The sequence below is a fragment of the Shewanella eurypsychrophilus genome (assembly GCF_007004545.3).
GTDB classification, from domain to species: Bacteria; Pseudomonadota; Gammaproteobacteria; order Enterobacterales; family Shewanellaceae; genus Shewanella; species Shewanella eurypsychrophilus.
Genome location: NZ_CP045503.2, coordinates 4,628,931 through 4,648,230 on the forward strand (window position 1 = coordinate 4,628,931; position 19,300 = coordinate 4,648,230).

Below are 19,300 nucleotides of genomic sequence, written 5' to 3' on the forward strand. Positions count from 1 at the left end.
CAATCCTTTTACCTGACTATATTGGTTCAAACAGCCCTATTGCACCTTGATTAATACCTATCGGTAAAATGATGAGTCATTTAACACTCAATGCATATTGCTTGGAGAGTCTATACCAATTCCATTAAATGTATGACCTATTCAGAGCTTTCTCAGGGCTTTAAATTCAAGGCGCATTGTTGAAGAAATGGTTATTCCCTTTTAAGGCAATGCAACGCAGAAGTGGAAGTCCTGAGAAGCTCACATAGTGCGGGTTTAAAAACACTCTATGCTGCGCAAGCGGCTTTCGACATAGAATAACTATTAGCTTCAATCCCCTTACTTGCTTACAGCGTTTTTAACTCCCGCTGAATGATCACTTATTTAATGGAACTGGTATTAATATAAAGGAACAGTGATAGAAAGATCATACAAGCACCCAGCGCCTTTTGTAATTCCAGTGTCTCATTCAACATAGTGACACTGAGTATCATGGTCCATATCGGTTCCAAGATCATGATCAAGGCGGCGGTTTCCATCTTGATACTATACTGCCCCATTGTTTGCAGTAAGTAGCGTATCGAGGTAGCTAAAATAGTAGAGATAACAAACCAAAACAGCAAAGTGTGGCTATATTCAAAGGCATATTCTTGGGTAAAACCCACATACACGAGACCCACAATGCCGACCGTGAATAGCTGTAAACATATTGAAACTAACGGAGTGATCTGACTGCTTATTTTTTTGTTCAACACAAAATGAATAGAGAGAAGTATTGCGGCAAGCAGAAAATAAACTTGGCTTTTATCGACTTGCCAGCCATTGCCTAACATCAGCAACAACATACCCATAGTGCTTACCGGCAAGGCTAGCCAAAATGCTCTGTTTGGCTTTAGCTGAAACAGGACCCATGAGGTCACGGGGGCAATGATCATGGCTAAGCTCATGATAAATGCTCCTTCAGACAGGCTGCTGCTAATTGACACTGCATAAACCCAAACTTGCAATGCGAGCCCGAGAAAGACACCCACACCACAAGCCAACATCACGTGTTTAACCTGTAATTTCAATAATTGCTTATAGCAAAATGGCAGTAAAACTAGGCTCGCAAGCAGGAACCTTATCGCAATAAACGCCTCTCCAGGCATCTCGATAACCACTAGTTTAGACGCAATCCAACCCAGTGCAGCCAGTAAAGTGGCTATAAGTAGGTACAACTCAGCACGCATCGACGACTCTCTCTTTGTATTGTTTAATACTTAAAATTGACGAACTCAGCCCTTTGACCTCAGATCCCATCAAACAAAATGAAACGGACTCAAGTCAGGCTAAAATTCTGTACTAAAAAACAAAAAGCAACCACACGCGATAGTGAGGTTGCTCTCTTTAATATCACACGAATTTTAACCTACCTTTACAGGCATAACTACAAAGAAGCTCACAGTAAATGTTCAACCCAGTTCCAATATTTCACGACTCTTTTGTAGCCAAGCAGTTAATATAATGTGAAACTATCAAGCGGTATAAGTTCACATTATAAAAACAATGCGTTATAGATTTACAGAGTTTGAATTTGACAGTAAAAGCTTAGTTTTATTAAAAAATGATCAGGCAGTGCCGATTCGTCATAATGAAGCTAAGGTATTAACGCTCTTGCTTGAGCAAGCCAAGCATGTAATGAGCAAAGAGGATATCCTGTCTCATGTCTGGCAAGACAAGGTGGTGTCTGAACAAGCAATTTTCCAAAACATTAGCCACTTAAGAGCGCTTTTTGGCAACGTAGCCATAAAGACCTTCCCCAAGCGAGGCTACCAGTGGCAACTGGATTTTGAGATCGTAGCCCCGGCTCCACTTGACATTGCACTCCACAGTGAACAAGAGTCACCCGTTTCCGCCATCCCCCAAACTCAGCCCTATTGGCTATATGTAGCATTAGTTGCTTTAGTTATCTGCATTATTGGGATAATAAATTGGCCAAGTGAGCCTATTCATTTAAATGACGAGTCGGCGATAAAAATAGCTTACATTCCATTTTCTAACATTTCTGACAACACTCAGGAGCAGGCTCAGCTTGTACTGCAAGACAGTGAACTCTTCGATTTCACGCCTCTGGCTCATTTAGAAACAACCCAATTTTTAACCTCTGCAGAGCTTGAATACCCGCACTTATCGCAATCAAACCCGTTTATCTTGACCGGTAATATTCGAGTTCATCAGCAGCTAACCCATTTGGATTTTTCAATAAAAGGCCCATTTGATGAGTGGCAGGGGCAACTCGCTGGGTCATCAACTAAGGATGTGCTCGAACAATTAAGACAGCATTTAGCACAGACACTTATTTATGATCTGCTGAGTAAACCTCAGGCGCCAGAGCTTAAACAGGCCAAACTATCAATTGCCTATCAACAAGCTCCTGATGACCTGATAATCTTAGGTAAACTGATCCTCAGTTACCTGAGGACTCAAGAACTCGAAAAAGCCATGGTAATGGCAGATAAACTTGCAGAGCAGGCCCAATCCCAAGAGGATCCTCAGCAGATAGGTAACGCCTATCTGTTTCAGAGTCAAATATTAACCAGTAAGAAACTGTACGATTTAAGCGCGCATAAACTGGCTTTAGCCATTGAACAATTTGAAAAGATTAATGACCTAAATCGTCAGGCAGATGCCTGGCATTCAAAATCTTGGCTGCACTACCAACAAGATGATTATGCAGCAATCAAAATCACTTTATTAAGATCAGCTCAGTTGGCATTGGACGCTCAAGACATCCCCCGAGAGCTAGATGCGCTCACCTATTTATCTGTGCTAGCTCATAAAAAGCATCAAGAAGACGATAAATATCTGTATTTACAGCAAGCTGAAAATAAGATGCGGGAGTACCAATTACCTATTTATCACTTTGCTAAAGTCCCCTTTCATTATGCTATTTTTGCCGAAAATCCAGCGGATAAAGAACCACATTTACAGCGAGTACTCGAATTTACTGCGTTAACGCCAGATCATTGGGTCGCCCAATCGAGTCGAAGGCAACTTATGACCCATTACATCAACTTCAATCGACTCGGTGAAGCTCAAGGCTTGGTCGACGATCTCACTGCTGATAATGTTTATAACTCTTATCTTAAAACAGTGCTAGCTCAAGCTAAGCAGCAAACAGAGGCATTTATTAATCATGCCAAACGTACCTTCGAGCAAGCTCAGCTTTCGGGTGAGTTATCGATCGGCTTAGATATCGCTTTACTGTTATGCAGCGCATCTAATCAACAAGTTAACTATGACTTTTATTCACAGTATATTAGTGAAAACGCCCCATCATATTGGCGACAAGCGAATGAGACCGAGTTATTGGCGCTAAAAATTTAAGAGCCGGCGGCCACCAATAAGTATAATCGCCGCCCGAACTTATGGATTTTATATACACCTTTCGGTTAACTAAATGGCTTTAACATCCAGCCAGTTAACCGCAAACATTGGCTGCTCACCCTCAACGGTTAAGGTATGAATGCCTTGGGGCAATTCGATAACGATATTATTAACCGTTTTCCAGCCCCTCTCCCCCTCAAGTTTTGGCGCTGCTAGTTTTTGATCTCCAAGCCATAACTCAAATTTTTGAGCTTCACCGGAGTGAAATACCCTCGCATCCAATTGAAACTTACCACCACGGGCTACTCGAATTTGATAAGACGCTTTTTTGTCTCCTAAAGAGCTGAAAATCTTATCATTGTCAGGCTCCATGGTTGAATCCCTCACATCTGCACCATGGGCAAAGTTAAACGCCTCCCCCTGAATTTTAATGGGTAAGGTATGCACCATGCTAGATCCACTATCGACAGCTTCGCTGCTTTGGCTCTGCGTTGTGCCGTTAAGCGCCACAACAGAATAACGAGCGTTATGCGCTAAAGGCGAAGTATCAATAAAGTGTGTGTCTTTGATGACTGTTGAAATGGCCATCTTTTTATTGGTGAGCGGATCCTGTCTATAGACAGTGTAACCACTCAAGAATACTTCACTGTTTCCTTGCCAACTGAGTGTCACCTTGCTCCTTTTAGCTTCAACGACTTCTAGTCCCTGAGGCTTATTAGGATATGCTGGATTCTTTGCATGCTTAAGCTTCACTTTATCCTGAGCTAGAGTTAGTTTTTGTACAAACTCTGTATCACCCTTTTGCGAAGGTAATTCTTTTCCTTCAGTATCAAGCACCAACCTAAAGCCTTCGATAGCCCCCAAAAAGTCATTGGTGATATAGCTGCGCTCACTTGAGTGCCAAGGGAACCAATGCCAACTGCCACCGCGTGCCACAAAGGAATCACAAGCATCGATGATCACCTGACTGCCATCTACTGGCGCATCCTTATAGCTATCGACATAACAATCCGCCAAATACTCCATGGCGTTACCCATTAAGTCGTGTACACCAAATGGATTGGCTTGATAGAGGCCAACCATTGCTAAAGTGGCTTCATTGTCACTGCATTGTTCGATATCTCTCACATAGGCCCCAGGAAAGATTTCCGCTGACTTATCCGCCGCATACCAGTCGGATACATTACCGTATTGGCAGGCTTTTGAAGCAGCTTGCTCATCACCAAAAAAGTATCGGGTACTTGTGCCGGCACGTAAGGTATATTCCCATTCAGCTTCTGAAGGCAGTCGATAATGCTTACCCGTTTGATCTGTCAGCCAAGTGGCATAGTCAACCGCAGCCTGCTGAGGTAAACACACCACAGGATGATAATCACTGAAGTTATAAACATTGGTATCCCATGCAGCTAATTCCTCTGTTGGGCCACCTAATACATGCTGATAGCAGTTACTTGGCATCTCATAGTTCGTCGCTTTAATGAACTTTTTAAACTCAGCAACCGTGACCTCATACTTGCCCATTTGAAAGGCTGATATAGATACTCTTCGAATGGGCCTTGCATTTTCCTCACCGCGATCACTGCCCATGGAGAATTCACCTGCTGGAATACTCACCATAGGCGGTTCTATAAAGTCGGACTCTGCGGCGAAAGTAGCTGTTGATGTCAATGTGATGCCTGCAAAGGCGATAACGAATGGTTTAAGTTTAAATACTTGGCTCATATCAATTTCCTTTTGTTGATAGGAAAAACAATATTAGTTTCAACTCGTTGGATCTTATGAAATATCTATTTTTCACATAAAAATGGATAAAATAGAAAAATCCTAGATTTTTACTATGGCTATACGCTAAAGATCTACAGCCTCCTCAGTCAGCTTCTAGTGCTCTGTTTCACTCAAAGCAATAATGCAAGAGAAGTAGAGGGCCGTTCCCCCCAAAAAAATGGCCGCGCCTTTAACATCTAGAGTTAGTGAGAAAGATCTCACTTTCATGATTAAAACTGAACCAAAGCACAACTTACCACTCGAATTATTTCAACATTTCATGTGTTCTGAATAGAATAATTATCAATAAAAGGAAACAATGAATGAAGTTATCTAGCCTTTCTTTAGCCGTTATCTTATCGATAACGAGCATGCATTCTGTATCAGCGGCAGATCGTGAAGATAATCAGAAAACGATGACCGAGATGCTAACAGGTAAGAGAGTATCTGAAGGCTTATTCAACTTTTATCAAGATAACAAAAGTGGTGAGACTTTCATGTTAATCAAAGAGTCTCAGCTCAATACCCCGATATTATATGCGGCTCATAATGTCGATGGCTTAGCCGATATCTGGGAATTCAGAGGCTTGAAGCGTGACGAGAAGTTAATAGAATTCAAACGTTATTTTGATCGTATCGATATTATCGCAAAATCGTCTCGATTTATTTATGATGAAAATAGCCCATTGAGTCGCTCTAAGGATGCCAACCTCAGTGAACCCGTGCTCGCGAGTCTAAAAATTGAAAGCGAACAAGATGGCAAAGTGCTCGTGAATGTCGATCCGCTTTTTTTAAGCGAGTCTTTACATAGAGTGTCTCAATGGCCTGATGGTAACAACCAAGGAAATAAAAAGCAGTTTAAACTGGGTAAGTTAGATGAAACTAAATCACGTATAATCAAAAATCGTACCTACGAAAATAATGTCGATGTGATCGTCGAGTACGTGTTTAACAATGACAACCCTAGGGGCGTTGGTTCAATAGCATTGACCGATCCTAGAGTGGCATCACTTAGAATTCAGCACTCTTTTTTTGAGCTGCCCCAGAACAATTTTAAGCCCCGTCGTGACGATGCAAGAGTCGGATACTTTCCTCACCAATTAGATAATAAAACCTCCGCCGATTGGGCTCCTTATGAGGATGTTATTGTACGCTGGAACTTGCAAAAACAGGACCCATCAGCCCCGCTATCCGAACCCGTTAAGCCTATAACTTGGTGGATTGAAAATACCACCCCTTATGAGTGGCGTGACACGATTAAGGAGGCGGTATTAACCTGGAATAAAGCGTTTGAAGAGCTAGGCTTTAAGAATGCCATACAGGTCAAGGTTCAACCCGATGATGCCAACTGGGATGCAGGAGACATTAACTATAACGTATTACGATGGGTGTCATCCCCCAAGCCATTAAGTAACGGTTATGGTGACGCTGTATCTAACCCCTTTACAGGGGAGATCTTGGGCGCTGATCTGATACTGGAATATCGCTTCATGAAAAATACCTGGGCACTTGACCAGATGTATAGTCAAGGCGACAACAACTTAGCGAGTGACACAAGCCAGTCGTATCAAGGTGGACGAGCTGCACATTTAAATTGCAGTTTAGGTCATCAACTGCAACAGAGTCAGTTATTGGCAGAAACTATAGCCGCAGGAGAGATGACTCAAAAATCCATCTTAGATGAAGGGCTACGAATGCTGGTGATGCATGAGGTAGGTCATACTCTTGGGTTAAGCCATAACATGAAGGCTTCAACCCTATGGGATGAAAACGAGGTACACAATAAGGCCATAACCCAAGGAGTACTTACAGGCTCTGTGATGGAGTATGCACCAGTAAACCTAGCACCTATCGGCGCCCAGCAGGGAGATTATTTTCAGACTCAACTTGGCCCCTATGATTATTGGGCAATAGAGTATGGTTACTCAACAGCATTAAACGATAGCGATGCCGAACAAAAGAGGCTCGATGCAATATTACGCCGTTCGGGAGAGCATGGGCTAGCCTTCGGCAATGATGCTGATGATATGCGCCGCGCAGGTATACACATAGATCCACTGATGATGACTGGAGATATGTCATCTAATCCCGTGGCGTATGCTGTTGATAGAATGATTCTGATTGACCAGACTCTGGGGGGGATTAAAAGAAGAACCTTAGTAAAAGGTGAGTCCTATCAACAATTACTCACCTCAGTGAATGTTCTCTATGGTGAATATAAAAAACAAGCCGTGGTGATCTCCCGCCAAATAGGTGGTGTTAACATCGAGCGAAGCTTTGTCGGTGACCATGACGAAAACAATGCAGCAGCGGCTCCATATTCGCCAGTTTCAGCCGAAAAACAACAACAAGCCATGAAGGCCTTGGCAAAATATGTATTTTCTGAGGATGCATTAGTGTCTTTAGAGCCCCTTTATAGCCATATGCAACATCAACGTAGGGGCTGGGAACATTCAGGGAAAAATGAAGATCCCAAAGCACATAAGATGGTACTCAACATGCAAACATCAGTGCTTAATCATTTGCTGCATATCAATGTACTAGAGCGTATATCAGATACCGCGTTATACGGTAATGAATACAAGCTCACCACGTATATGAATGAGTTAACTTCAGCTATTTTTGTTGATACTAAGGCAATCAAGTCAACCAGTCAGAACCTGCAGATAGAATATGTACAACAGCTAATCAAAATAGCTGGGATTGGAGCTGACTCAAAATACAATCACTTGGCCAAGTCTGCAGTCGTATACCAGCTGCGCTTTATCGCAGAGCGTAGCAGCCCTTGGGGAGCCGATGAAGCAACAAAGGCCCATAAGAATTATGTTGACCTATTGATTAGTAAAGCCTTTAAAGCCTGAGAGCTGGACGGTTTAAACATTATTTAGCGATGTCAGCACAGCTTAATTACCAGGAGTCGGCGTGGAAACGTGCTGTTCTGGCTTCAGCCAAACTGCAATCGGTAATATGTATTAATTCGGACAAGGTGATGTTGGGGCTCTCATTGATCAGACGGGCAAGCTTGGCCTCTAAAGGCTCTAGCTTGTCAGTATGCTCAAGCAAAGCTGTTTCAATCTTTAGAATAAGGTAGCGAAACCCGCCACGTTCTCTTTGCAATGGTGCTGTTTTTAAGTGAAGGGTGAAAGATTGAATCTTGATAGCTTCACCAGAAAGCCGCCAATGCCTGGAGCGACGAACTCGCTTAAGCTCGCAATGATATTGCAATGCAATGACCTTGGCTTGTTTAACCTCTTCCCTGCCGATCCGATGGATCAGTGAGGGAAGTGAGATGGTGATAACGTCTTTCATCGCTATATTTCATTCATGGCAAATTTGCGAAAGTAACGAATCAAAGTCTCACTCAGTAACAACCCAAGGTTCATTCGTTTACAAGTCATCTAGCCCCCCCAGTAGCCGTGTTGAACTCACTATTATGGAGGGCTATTCGATGATTAACTATTCAGGGTTCTGATAGCTAATATGTTGGTGGAAGCGCACTATGAGTTCTTCGCGTGATTTGTCTAACGCTAATTCAGACGTAAAACTCTTTAATGCCTCTTCAACTCGATTCAAATAACGGCCAAGGCCACCATCTTTAGAATCTTTTTCTCCTGCTGCGATAGTAAAGTTCACCGTTTCGACTAAGCGGTTGCCGTCCCAATGGCGAATAAATTGTTGCTCTTCTATATTGGGGTTAAAGCCGAGCATTTGCACTTCGTCAGTCCCCTCAACTTGATCATATTTACTGTTACGAACAAGAGGAGTTAGCCCATTCGCAACCATAGCAATCCGCTTAAGTTGTTTGGCTGAAGTAGCCTGGATAAATGCATCCTCTAACTTCTGATATAGAGGGGTGAAGTCATTGGTGTTTTCTGGTAATAACGCTTGTTTAAGCTTACGACTTAAGGGCAGTTTTACCGTGACATAGCACAACGAACCGTGTCCTTCTGGAAGCGGACACAGTCTTGCTTTATATCTGTCACTGATTGAACGCAGCTTAAATCCATAACTCTCTTTATTGCCTTTGGCTTTAGCGAACAGATCATATGAGAGATGTTGATGATCACGGATTTTTATTGTGAGATCTTTTTCTGGCAATTGCGGCAGCAATTTCGAGAGAAAAGACTGCACTTTTATATGAAAATTAGCAGAGTTACTGCGAATGTCTTCACCAGTCGCTAAGAGCACAATCCTTATTTTTCGAGCTCGGTAATCCTCTTTACTATGAAGACTTTGCGCTTCATGGTACTCAGGGTTATAGAAAAATATAATCTGTTCTGCAGTTGGGAAACAATACGCTTCAGTGTGAAAACGCACTACGGGTAGCTTATCGTTAGTGATCACATGAATGTTATATAACTCTTCTTGCTCTGCAAGATTGAAAATAGTGCAGCTAAGCGTCTGATAACATGTTTTATAATCGGAGTAATGGGCCAACAAAGCATCCGTTACTTTGATTTCTGCTGTGATGAATTGATTGCTTCGAACGTCCTTGGGAATGTACACTTTTTGCTGATGGCTAAGGGCCATAAATACTCCTGAGATAAGTTAACCATATGTAGTTTGGTGTCAATGGCAGCAATAAACCCTTACGGTATGCTGTTGCGAGAGCCCTGCGATAAAACAAGCCTCTATCTGTTAGTTATATGCCAATCTACATTAGTATTTGATCAATTTTCCTGTGCAATGTAGTGCACACTAACTTACCTAGCTTGGCATAACAATAATACACTTCGAATATGATTTAATTATTAAAATCAATCTACACTTCCTCATCGAGCAGGGCTCATATAATTGAGTCCCGCACTGTGACTTTCAGCAAGGAGGGCGTATCTTCAAAATGGATAACAATGAGTGTCACCGTTACTTTTAACTCGTCCTGCCCTGTATCGGGAAAGTCGCTAAAAGCTCCATCGCTTGCAAATTACAATATTCAAGCGATTGATTTAACTCATCTAAACTAATACCCAGATCATCCAGAATAACCTGATTAATTAACTCTTCCTTGGTATATATCCCAGGTTCGGCATTAATCACGGCTAACCGAGAAGCAATATAAAGCAATTGACTATTGGCAGACAGAGAGGTTGGCTCTGTATGATTGAACTCTGCGATGGGCTGTATGATGGTGTCCGGTAAGTTCCATAGCTTTAACAACTCGTTGGTGCAATCTGCAAAGGTAAAACCAAACATCTCGTTCTGGCGAAGCCAAGGTGTTTCATCGCTATCATAGTCCTCACAATAACTGACTTTACCAGGCTCGCTGTGGACAATGGCTAACATCCCCAAGTTATGAAATAGCCCAGACAAAAAGATATTTTCAGTATTGGGAATTTGCTTACTTTTTGAAAAATACTGGCATATCAAAGCGCAATCTACGCTTATTTCCCAAAATTTATCCATATCTGCGACTTTAGGATCTATGCTAGAAAATGCCGCGGTAACACCATAAGCATTAACCAGATTCTTTACCTGCTTTATACCAAGTAAGACTAACGCTTTAGCAAGGCTGTCTATCTTTCTTGGCATACTGAACATAGCACTATTAGCGATTTTTAAAATCGATGCGGCAATAGCAGGCTCATAGGCAATGGCATCGGCCAACTCCTCCATGCTGCAACTATCACTGGATAACATTCGGTTCAATGTCATATAAACATCAGATAGCACGCATAATTCTTGCGCTTGCTTGGCGTAATCAAGCGGTGACTTTGACATTAGATTCAACCAGTTCGAATAGGGTAATACTAATGATAGTTAACGAGTTGATTTGTTCAATACTAATAACAAGGGAGACAAGGTTAATTCTTCATAAATGCTCATTAATCACTCCCTTTTGATGATCCAATAACCATGCTCCACAATTAATCCTAGCTCAGCCTCTCCAACTTAATTTCATCTCCCCCTCACCAAGCGCTTACACACGCTTACTCAGGGCTTGCATCTGCTTACACCCCGTAGCAGACGCGGCTGCTATGATTTCTGCGCTTAGGGATGAGCATCAAAACCGTCACACTCCTCTCTATCGTAAGGCTTTAAATCATGTCATCTTTACTTAATTATTTCTCAAAATACCCATTGAGCACCAATCAACTCATCATGTTGGTCGCACTCTACTTTACTCTGGTATTTAACTTTCCTTTTCTGCAAGAGGTGACAAGCACTGTACTGGCCTTAGAGAACTATAATCTGCTATTTCTCGCCACCGTCCCGGTTCTGGCATTTAACTTATGTACGCTGCTGTTCTGCTTCTTTTCAGCACGGCCTATTCTTAAGCCCAGCCTAATCTGTTTAACGCTCATCTCCTCATTAGTCTTCTATGCCAAGGTGAGCTATGGCGTCATATTCGATTACGGTATGATCCAAAACTCGGCTGAAACCCATACGGCCGAGGCATTGTCTTACCTAAACTGGCATGTTACAGCCTTCTTTGTGTTTACCGGCGTATTACCGGCGGCCTTTATTCTGTTGGTAAAAATTAAGCATTACCCGAGACTAATGTCTTTGTTATCGAGAATAAAATTGATCGCTATCTCAATAGCGTCAATCATCATCATCGCCGCTATTTTTTACCCAAACTACGCCTCTGTCGGGCGTAACCACAGGCAACTACAAAAATCATCTATCCCCTTTCAATACCTGGTAGATAGTATTAAATACACAAGAGATCAATACTTTACCGAGCCAAGAAGTTTTAATACTCTGGACAGCGCCCCCAGATTGATTACCTCTGATGGTGCGCAGAAAAAAGTGATTGTCATGGTGATAGGTGAAACGGCCAGGGCGCAAAACTTCGCCTATAACGGCTATGACAAGCCAACGAATAAAGCCACGGAGAAATACGGGCTCATCTCATTTGAGAAGATGTTTTCATGCGGCACTGCAACCGCTGTATCCGTACCTTGTATGTTCTCTTCCTTGACCAGAAGTAACTTCGATAAAATTGACGCTGAAAATGAACAAAATTTACTGGATCTAGTATCACTTGCCGGAGTCGATGTGCTTTGGGTAGATAACAACGGCTGCAAAGGTGTCTGTAAGCGCGTGCCCACCATTAATATCGATGTAAAATCTAATAACCCTCTTTGTGATGGTGATTACTGTTTCGATGAGGTACTGATAGAGCCACTTCAAAATAAACTTGCAGCGCTAAGCGCACCCACCACCCTAATAGTGCTCCATATGATAGGTTCTCATGGACCCACCTATTTCAGACGTTATCCCAGTGAAACTCGCCCTTTCAAGGACGACTGCCAAAGAAGTGATATACAAAACTGCTCTCCAGAGACTCTGCTCAATACCTACGACAACACGATTGCCTATACCGATCTGGTACTTTCTAAGATCATTGAGAGCTTAAATACCCTACCAGAGGATGTACAACCTTCTATGTTATACGTCTCAGATCATGGTGAGTCACTCGGTGAATCCGGCGCCTACCTACACGGTTTCCCCTATGCATTCGCCCCAGATGAGCAGAAACATATCCCCTTGTTAGCCTGGTTTCCCGAGCAACGAAGTCCGTATATAGATACCACTTGCCTTCAACGTCACGCTAAGAGGGATACTTTCAGCCATGATAATATTTTCCATAGCATGTTGGGGATTTTGAATGTTGACTCGACGCAATATGATAGGGAGCTGGATTTGTTTGCAAGCTGTATGTCTCCTCAAACTCGAGACGGTACTAGGCTTACTAGCAATAACATGAGTGGTGTCGTTAATTACAGCACCAAGTAGATTCAAACATAAGAGGGTATTTAGCAATGGCTGGTAACGTTAACGCTTTTTGACGGGCAGAATATCTGAATACCTTGGAATACTTTGAAATAACTGAAAATACAGGGTTATATGAAAAAGACCTTGTCTCTTAAAACATTCGGAATCGAATGTTTTAAGTGTAGACAAGGCTCAAAACCTCAAGCCACTCTTATCAGCGGTCGATGAGTTACTTATAAAAAACTTCAACAGTGCCTTTTACTGTCATCACCAAAGGTTGGCCGCGGCGATCCAATGCTTTGTGCGATGGCGCTTTTACCCAACCTTCACTGATGCAGTACTCTTCAACATCAAAACGCTCTTTGCCGTTGATTTTTATGCCAATCTCATGCTCGAAAATAGCTTCCACATAATGCTGGCTACGTGGATTTACAGAAAGGCGATCTGGTAAGGCTGGTTGTGATGTAGTGTCGGTCATGGTCGTGGCCCCTATTATAAAAAAGTTGAAAAATAGCAGTAAAAAATCGTGCGCCATTGTAGGCAATACAGGCCTTATGCTCAATAGCGGCAGTGATAAATGTTATCCACGCTCTCTACACATTTACCAGATATTTTATAACCACACCCTAATACAAATACACTCATTGTGACTAGTCGTGTTATTACCGCATTGCCTTCATGGCGATGGACCGACCATATATGGCCCTATCTCAATAATAACATTAGAAGTACACCATAAAATTAATCACCATAGCGTTAACGATATCGATAAAGAAACCGCATACCAATGGCACCACTATAAATGCCTGACGTGCAGCACCATATTGTTGTGTTACCGCCTGCATGTTTACAATTGCAGTTGCTGTAGACCCTAGTGTGACACCACCAAAACCAGCACAGATAACTGCAGCACCATAGTCTTTTCCCATCATTCGAAACACAACAAAAGTAGTAAACAATGCCGACATTAAGATCTGCAAACCTACAATGGTACAAATATAAACAAAGCTGCCTTCGAGTTTCCAAATCTGCAAGCCCATCAATGCCATGGTTAAAAACATCCCTAAACAGAGATCAGAAATGAGTGTTAACCCTTGTTCAGCCTCTTCTGCATAGTTATGTAATGTGGGCTTATTCAAGTAACCTAATGCCCAGCGACCAAAGTTACCCACTAAAATACCTGCCAGTAGACAAGCCACAAATAGCGGTAATTTAACACCCGCCGCTTGTAAGGTTTCATTAATACTATAGCCAATCATCATAGAGACGTTTAACCACAACCACGCACGTAAAACACCAAAGTAAGTCACCCTTATCCCAGCGGCTTCCTCGTGACGAGCGCCAATGGTGAGATCATCACTAGCGCTGGTTTCAAGCTTATGGCGCTTAATCAAATAGGCGGAAATTGGACCACCAATACAGCAAGCGCCAATAAGCCCTAAGGTATTAGACGCGACTCCTAGCTCTGTCGCATTGGCAATACCAAGCTCGTTCACAAAGGTGGGCGCCCAAGCCATGGTCGTACCAACCCCTCCCGTTAACGCAACCGAACCAGACATCAAGCCAGCCTTTGGATCGAGTCCAAATAAGCTGGCGATAGTCACTCCTAGAATATTTTGCATTACAATATAGCTGGAAGCTAGTAAGAGCAGTAATAACAGAGGTTTGCCGCCTTTTAATAAGGTTTTTATATCCGCCCGCAAGCCAATACCCGTGAAAAAATAGATCAACAGCCAGTCCATGACTTCCAATTTAAAAGTCAGTTGGTAGCCAAAAAAGTAATACAGAACTCCCACTAATACCGCACAAGCAAAACCCCCTACCACAGGCTCTGGAATACTGTATTTACGCAATAGCTCGTATTTAGTCGTAAGATATTTTCCGTAAAACAGCACCATAATCGCTACAGTAAAAGCAACAAATGGGGGGACATCAACTATTTCAATCTGCATTTATGTTTCCTTTTTCGTGCTTTTTTTAGTTACATATCGTGTGCGAATAGCCATAGATTTGACGAAACTTTATCTATGCGAGTGATTAACGCCATTTAAGCGCTAATAGCTCAGGGGAGATCTATATGGGGAAGTGTAAATGTTTAATCTGTCGAGATAATCAGCCAAAACTACATAACATTGTCATGAATATCATTACAAGCAAGGTAACCACTGTAAGGTCATTGAATTTGGGTTCTTATGAGCTGATTTATCGCCACGCAAGGGTGAACATGCCTAGATCTGTTTCACGCTCACAGGAGGGCTATGCTGTGATGCAGATGTCGCCCAAAATAGTGCTATTTGTACTTACAAACTTCCTAACCTACACTCAATGTCATCTATGTAGAATCTATTAATAAAGCGTGCTTAAAGGAATGGTGAAACAGGAGAAAATATGAATATGAAACGCTGGATATCACTCATTGTGCTCCTTGTTTCCTCATTTTTTATTGTGTATTTTACAGATGATAGTTCAGTACTCGGAACTCCGAATATCATTTCAATTTTACCTCCTCTTATCGCCATTTCAGCAGCATTTATTCTTCGGCAAGTCATTATTGCTTTATTTCTAGGTATTTGGTTTGGTGCATGGGTAATCGCAGGTAAAGGTCTTAATGGCCTATTTAAAGGCTTGCTTGATGTACCACAAAAATATGCACTAAATGTGATTAATGATACTGACCATATTTCAATTATTCTAATTACTTTATTTATCGGTGGTATGGTGGGAGTCATCTCTACCAACGGTGGTTTATTAGGCTTAGTTGAACAAATTAAACGCTGGGCAAACAGTCGAAAAAGCGTCCAGCTGAGTACTGTTTTTATGGGCTTTGTTATTTTCTTTGATGACTATGCAAATACGCTGATTATTGGCAACACCATGCGTTCTCTAACCGATAAAGTAAATATATCTCGCGAGAAGTTAGCTTACTTAGTGGATGCTACCGCAGCGCCTCTGGCATCTATAGCCTTGATCTCCCTCTGGATAGGATATGAGGTGGGATTGATTGGAACAGCTATCGAAAGCATTGATGGCTTAAGCGAACCCTATGTTATTTTTCTCAACTCCATTGCCTATAGTTTTTATCCTGTATTGACACTTATCTTTGTTATTTTTATAGCGTATACAGGTAAAGATTTCGGTCCAATGTTAACAGCAGAAAAAAGGGCGTTCTCGGGTAAATTGTCTGCAAATGCGTCAGGGACATTGGTAGAAAAATCTAATGTTCAACAGTCTAGTTGTTTAAATGCATTACTCCCCATAATCACCTTAATTGCCACTGTTATCTTTGGTATTTTATTAACGGGTCAAGGTAATACCATTACAGAAATACTGGGCAGTGCTGACTCACTGGTTGCATTGTTATTTGGTGGTTTTTTAGGTTCTATTGTAGCTATTATTATGACTGTTGCTCAAAATATTCAGTCTTTGGAAAATACTATCAACTCATGGACAAATGGATTAAGTCGCGTGACTTCTGCGCTTGTGATACTTGTTTTGAGTTGGGCGCTCGCTGAAATTACCAAAGAGTTGAACACGGCAAATTATCTAGCAACTATAATAGGAGATGGAATTTATCCTGCTTTATTTCCAGCTGTTATTTTTCTGTTGGCTGGGGTCATATCTTTGGGAACTGGAACGAGTTGGGGCACGATGGGAATATTAATGCCCTTGGTTGTTCCTGTGAGTTGGAGCTTAGTTTCAACCAGCAATGGTTTTGTTAACCCTTCGGACATGCACATTATCTATTCTTCCATTTCTTGTGTACTCGCAGGCGCAGTTTGGGGTGACCATTGCTCACCAATTTCAGACACTACGATTTTGTCGTCCATGGCTTCTCAATGTAATCATATAGAACACGTTAGAACACAAATGCCATACGCGCTTGTTGTTGGAGTCATTGCACTATTAGGCACTATCGCTACAGGGTTTGGGCTTTCATGGTGGAGCGTATTTATCACAGCGACTGTATTGTTGTGGTTTGGCTTAAATCAATTTGGTCAGTCTTGCCAAAAATCACCAGCTTCTGAAGCTCCAGCATTATCGGTTGATATCAGACAGCCTTGAAGGAAACAGGTGAGAAAAATGCCAGTCGACTTACATCGACTGGCGTTGGATTTGAGAGGTAATAGTGGAGAGGCTATTTATTTCAAATCAACAGGCCATTCTTTTTCAACGCGCTGCTCGATAAACAACTCTTTCGAGGTTTTCATCGCTTCAAAATTAAGACCAGCTAAAGGTTGAACCTTAGCCTTGGTATCGTATTTACTGCCATCATAAACATAGCTAGGCGCATACTTAGTTAATAATGCATCAGCTTCTGCAATCGCTTCATCTAAAATCGCATTCGATTTTTCTAGCAAACGAACAGCTTCTTCAGGGTTGTGAGCATGAATACCGTGAGAGGCTGTTGCACTATCCCAGAACCACTGTGCATGTCTGATTTTAGATAATAAGCTATCCATTTCTGCCGCTAGCTGTGTACCAGCTTTTAATGCCGCTTCGTAGCTACCTTTTGCTTCACCAATACTCTTACCAGCTTCTAGACCCTTAATTCCATTCGCAGACCAAATCGCCTGGGCTTTAAAGTGTGCTTCAGTTAAACGAGGATCTGTACCATTGGCAGCAAAACGCAGCGTTTTTATTTCGGCTTTACGCTCATCAAATATCTCTTTAAAGTCTGCACCATCATGACAACTTAAACAGCTTTCCGGTAGTTTTTCTGCTTCGAACGTCACTTTATGATTTGAATACTCAACCCCTTTATCATTGGTGGTCTTAGGCATATGACAAGTGGTACATCCAAACTCTAAGTGGTTATCCATCGCATGTTCAGTTCGATCTGACATATTTTCGAACTCAGGATGTTGAGCCTTTAGTGATGGTGCACCTGAAATGGCATTGGTCCAGTCTTTGAAGTTACGCTGATCGTAGTACGCAAGCTGTGCTTCAGCCGCAAAACCTTCATAAAGGCCATCTGTACCTGTGTAGTTCACCACGTCTTTATAATCGGTTTTCACACCTGGCACCCAATGATCCCAAGGGTAGCGTACTTTCTTACTGTCAGAACCGTCAAAATAGTATTCAACATGACATTGAGCACAAGTTTGGCTGGCTTGCATCGTATGTGTTTGATCGGCAAAGTCTTTGCCTATTGTTTTCATTGCGCGGTCGGCATATGGACGGCTAACCCTAATGTCTTCAGTGCCTAACTCATGACAATCGGCACAACCGATCGCATTAGATATTTCGTGGCCCCAAGTTGACCAAGTATTTTTAGAGAAGTTAGCTTCACCGACTTTGTCATACATGCGAACAATATCAGGTGATTTACAAGACCAGCAGTTAGCAGCCATTGCTTCACCGACGACTTCACCATCATGACCCACTAGCGGATGACCAACACGCAGAGTTTTTGTTATGTCAGTTAACGCAAATTGATGACCACGAGCACGATTGTAATCTTTTGCAAAACCGTAACCAGCCCAGGCGCTGACAAGGTTTGGGTTAGACGCTAATAAGTCTTCCAACTTACCTGATTCAGGGGTGGTCTGTTCTGTTTCAGCCCAAGTAGTGTATTGCTCAGGGAACTGTTTTTTCCAATTCTCGCTTTTATATAAATCGACTTCGTTTGCTACGCTATAACCAGTAAACATAGTTGACAGCATGACAGCGATTGCCAGCTTTTTAACTTTCATATTCATTCCTCATCGGCATTCATTATTTTTATTAATCACTAACCAATCAGCGAATAATTCAATACTTTAATTAATCGCTGATTAAATTCAAAACAATTAATATCACATCAAAAAATACTGGACAGATATTTAAAGTGTTAATGTGACAGAATGCAAAACAAGTATAATAACCTTGTCACATATCAAAAATTGAACACCAAAATAATACTCACTTATGAGTATGCAAAATGAATTGATCACACGTAAATAATGACGAAATATCGTGACTTTTATAATAAACCTTATTTAAATGAAAATAACCAGCTTAAGCAATGATAACAAAGCGATTAAAAACAACTAGTTAGGATATCTATAATTTTAAAAATAAAAACATAAATAAAATCCCCTCTATAAATAATCAATGCTTTTTCACTTCACAGAACAACAACGAAACCAAGACCAGATCCAAATTAACATCCTATGAAACCTTCATTTAGCATCAATAAAAAACCATCAAACACACAAACCTTAATTAAACATTAAACCACAACCGATCGAAAAATCAATTACCACATAGAAATAACATGATGAAATATTAACTATCCAAAACGTATTCGAGCACTAACCAAAGCTAGAAGTTAAATAGCATCTTAATTAGCTTGCGCGGATGTAGCCATTACTAAATTAGACTGGATTGTATAATACAAAAGTAAACAAACTTACATTCACTATTAAATAAGATTAACCGTTGGGTTTGAAACCAACACAAAACAGCTCTTTTTAGAATCGACTAATGTTAG

Annotated in this window: 12 protein-coding genes; 4 read left to right on the top strand and 8 right to left on the bottom strand. The window is 41.6% G+C overall.

The genetic code is table 11. The features are described 5' to 3' along the window. Positions 1–359 precede the first annotated feature (359 nt). On the bottom strand, positions 360–1,208 hold the full coding sequence (locus tag FM038_RS19800; protein WP_142871548.1) for a DMT family transporter: 849 nt from the start codon (positions 1,206–1,208) through the stop codon (positions 360–362). Between the two features lie 385 nt (positions 1,209–1,593). Here FM038_RS19800 and FM038_RS19805 point away from each other — a divergent pair, with 385 nt between their 5' ends. Continuing rightward, positions 1,594–3,345, top strand: a complete 1,752-nt coding sequence (locus FM038_RS19805; protein ID WP_229601089.1) for a winged helix-turn-helix domain-containing protein — start codon at positions 1,594–1,596, stop codon at positions 3,343–3,345. 69 nt (positions 3,346–3,414) lie between these two features. Here FM038_RS19805 and FM038_RS19810 read toward each other — a convergent pair whose 3' ends face one another. Further along, positions 3,415–5,067, bottom strand: a complete 1,653-nt coding sequence (locus tag FM038_RS19810; protein ID WP_142871546.1) for an SUMF1/EgtB/PvdO family nonheme iron enzyme — start codon at positions 5,065–5,067, stop codon at positions 3,415–3,417. Positions 5,068–5,432: 365 nt separating this feature from the next. On the opposite strand from FM038_RS19810, the gene FM038_RS19815 reads away from it, so the two are divergent. After that, the gene (locus FM038_RS19815; RefSeq protein WP_142871545.1) at positions 5,433–7,970 is read left to right on the top strand and encodes a zinc-dependent metalloprotease; all 2,538 of its coding nucleotides are present in this window, start codon (positions 5,433–5,435) and stop codon (positions 7,968–7,970) included. Between the two features lie 46 nt (positions 7,971–8,016). On the opposite strand, the gene FM038_RS19820 is transcribed toward FM038_RS19815, so the two are convergent. From FM038_RS19820 to FM038_RS19830, 3 genes are all read right to left on the bottom strand, one after another. Then, the gene (locus tag FM038_RS19820; RefSeq protein WP_142871544.1) at positions 8,017–8,418 is read right to left on the bottom strand and encodes a ribosome recycling factor family protein; all 402 of its coding nucleotides are present in this window, start codon (positions 8,416–8,418) and stop codon (positions 8,017–8,019) included. A 147-nt stretch (positions 8,419–8,565) separates the two neighbouring features. Continuing rightward, positions 8,566–9,639, bottom strand: coding sequence for a DUF3083 family protein (locus tag FM038_RS19825; protein ID WP_142871543.1), 1,074 nt, complete (start codon positions 9,637–9,639; stop codon positions 8,566–8,568). Between the two features lie 339 nt (positions 9,640–9,978). Beyond that, the gene (locus FM038_RS19830; RefSeq protein ID WP_142871542.1) at positions 9,979–10,827 is read right to left on the bottom strand and encodes an HDOD domain-containing protein; all 849 of its coding nucleotides are present in this window, start codon (positions 10,825–10,827) and stop codon (positions 9,979–9,981) included. Between the two features lie 324 nt (positions 10,828–11,151). Here FM038_RS19830 and FM038_RS19835 point away from each other — a divergent pair, with 324 nt between their 5' ends. Next, the gene (locus FM038_RS19835; protein WP_142871541.1) at positions 11,152–12,849 is read left to right on the top strand and encodes a phosphoethanolamine transferase; all 1,698 of its coding nucleotides are present in this window, start codon (positions 11,152–11,154) and stop codon (positions 12,847–12,849) included. 208 nt (positions 12,850–13,057) lie between these two features. On the opposite strand, the gene FM038_RS19840 is transcribed toward FM038_RS19835, so the two are convergent. Then, on the bottom strand, positions 13,058–13,306 hold the full coding sequence (locus tag FM038_RS19840) for a DUF3297 family protein (RefSeq protein WP_142871540.1): 249 nt from the start codon (positions 13,304–13,306) through the stop codon (positions 13,058–13,060). Positions 13,307–13,550: 244 nt separating this feature from the next. Continuing rightward, positions 13,551–14,780: a sodium/glutamate symporter gene (gltS, locus tag FM038_RS19845; RefSeq protein ID WP_142871539.1), complete on the bottom strand. Its 1,230-nt coding sequence runs from the start codon at positions 14,778–14,780 to the stop codon at positions 13,551–13,553. Positions 14,781–15,216: 436 nt separating this feature from the next. Here gltS and FM038_RS19850 point away from each other — a divergent pair, with 436 nt between their 5' ends. Further along, on the top strand, positions 15,217–16,890 hold the full coding sequence (locus FM038_RS19850; protein WP_142871538.1) for a Na+/H+ antiporter NhaC family protein: 1,674 nt from the start codon (positions 15,217–15,219) through the stop codon (positions 16,888–16,890). A 77-nt stretch (positions 16,891–16,967) separates the two neighbouring features. Here the strand turns inward: FM038_RS19850 and FM038_RS19855 are convergent, their stop codons facing one another. After that, positions 16,968–18,521: an ammonia-forming cytochrome c nitrite reductase subunit c552 gene (locus tag FM038_RS19855; protein ID WP_142871537.1), complete on the bottom strand. Its 1,554-nt coding sequence runs from the start codon at positions 18,519–18,521 to the stop codon at positions 16,968–16,970. Positions 18,522–19,300 lie beyond the last annotated feature (779 nt).

Bases quoted from the DNA above. Each gene is read 5' to 3' on its own strand.
- FM038_RS19850 (WP_142871538.1), top strand. From the start codon at position 15,217: ATGAATATGAAACGCTGGATATCACTCATTGTGCTCCTTGTTTCCTCA.
- FM038_RS19810 (WP_142871546.1), bottom strand. From the start codon at position 5,067: ATGAGCCAAGTATTTAAACTTAAACCATTCGTTATCGCCTTTGCAGGC.
- FM038_RS19835 (WP_142871541.1), top strand. From the start codon at position 11,152: ATGTCATCTTTACTTAATTATTTCTCAAAATACCCATTGAGCACCAAT.
- gltS (WP_142871539.1), bottom strand. From the start codon at position 14,780: ATGCAGATTGAAATAGTTGATGTCCCCCCATTTGTTGCTTTTACTGTA.
- FM038_RS19855 (WP_142871537.1), bottom strand. From the start codon at position 18,521: ATGAAAGTTAAAAAGCTGGCAATCGCTGTCATGCTGTCAACTATGTTT.
- FM038_RS19830 (WP_142871542.1), bottom strand. From the start codon at position 10,827: ATGTCAAAGTCACCGCTTGATTACGCCAAGCAAGCGCAAGAATTATGC.
- FM038_RS19840 (WP_142871540.1), bottom strand. From the start codon at position 13,306: ATGACCGACACTACATCACAACCAGCCTTACCAGATCGCCTTTCTGTA.
- FM038_RS19815 (WP_142871545.1), top strand. From the start codon at position 5,433: ATGAAGTTATCTAGCCTTTCTTTAGCCGTTATCTTATCGATAACGAGC.
- FM038_RS19800 (WP_142871548.1), bottom strand. From the start codon at position 1,208: ATGCGTGCTGAGTTGTACCTACTTATAGCCACTTTACTGGCTGCACTG.
- FM038_RS19825 (WP_142871543.1), bottom strand. From the start codon at position 9,639: ATGGCCCTTAGCCATCAGCAAAAAGTGTACATTCCCAAGGACGTTCGA.
- FM038_RS19820 (WP_142871544.1), bottom strand. From the start codon at position 8,418: ATGAAAGACGTTATCACCATCTCACTTCCCTCACTGATCCATCGGATC.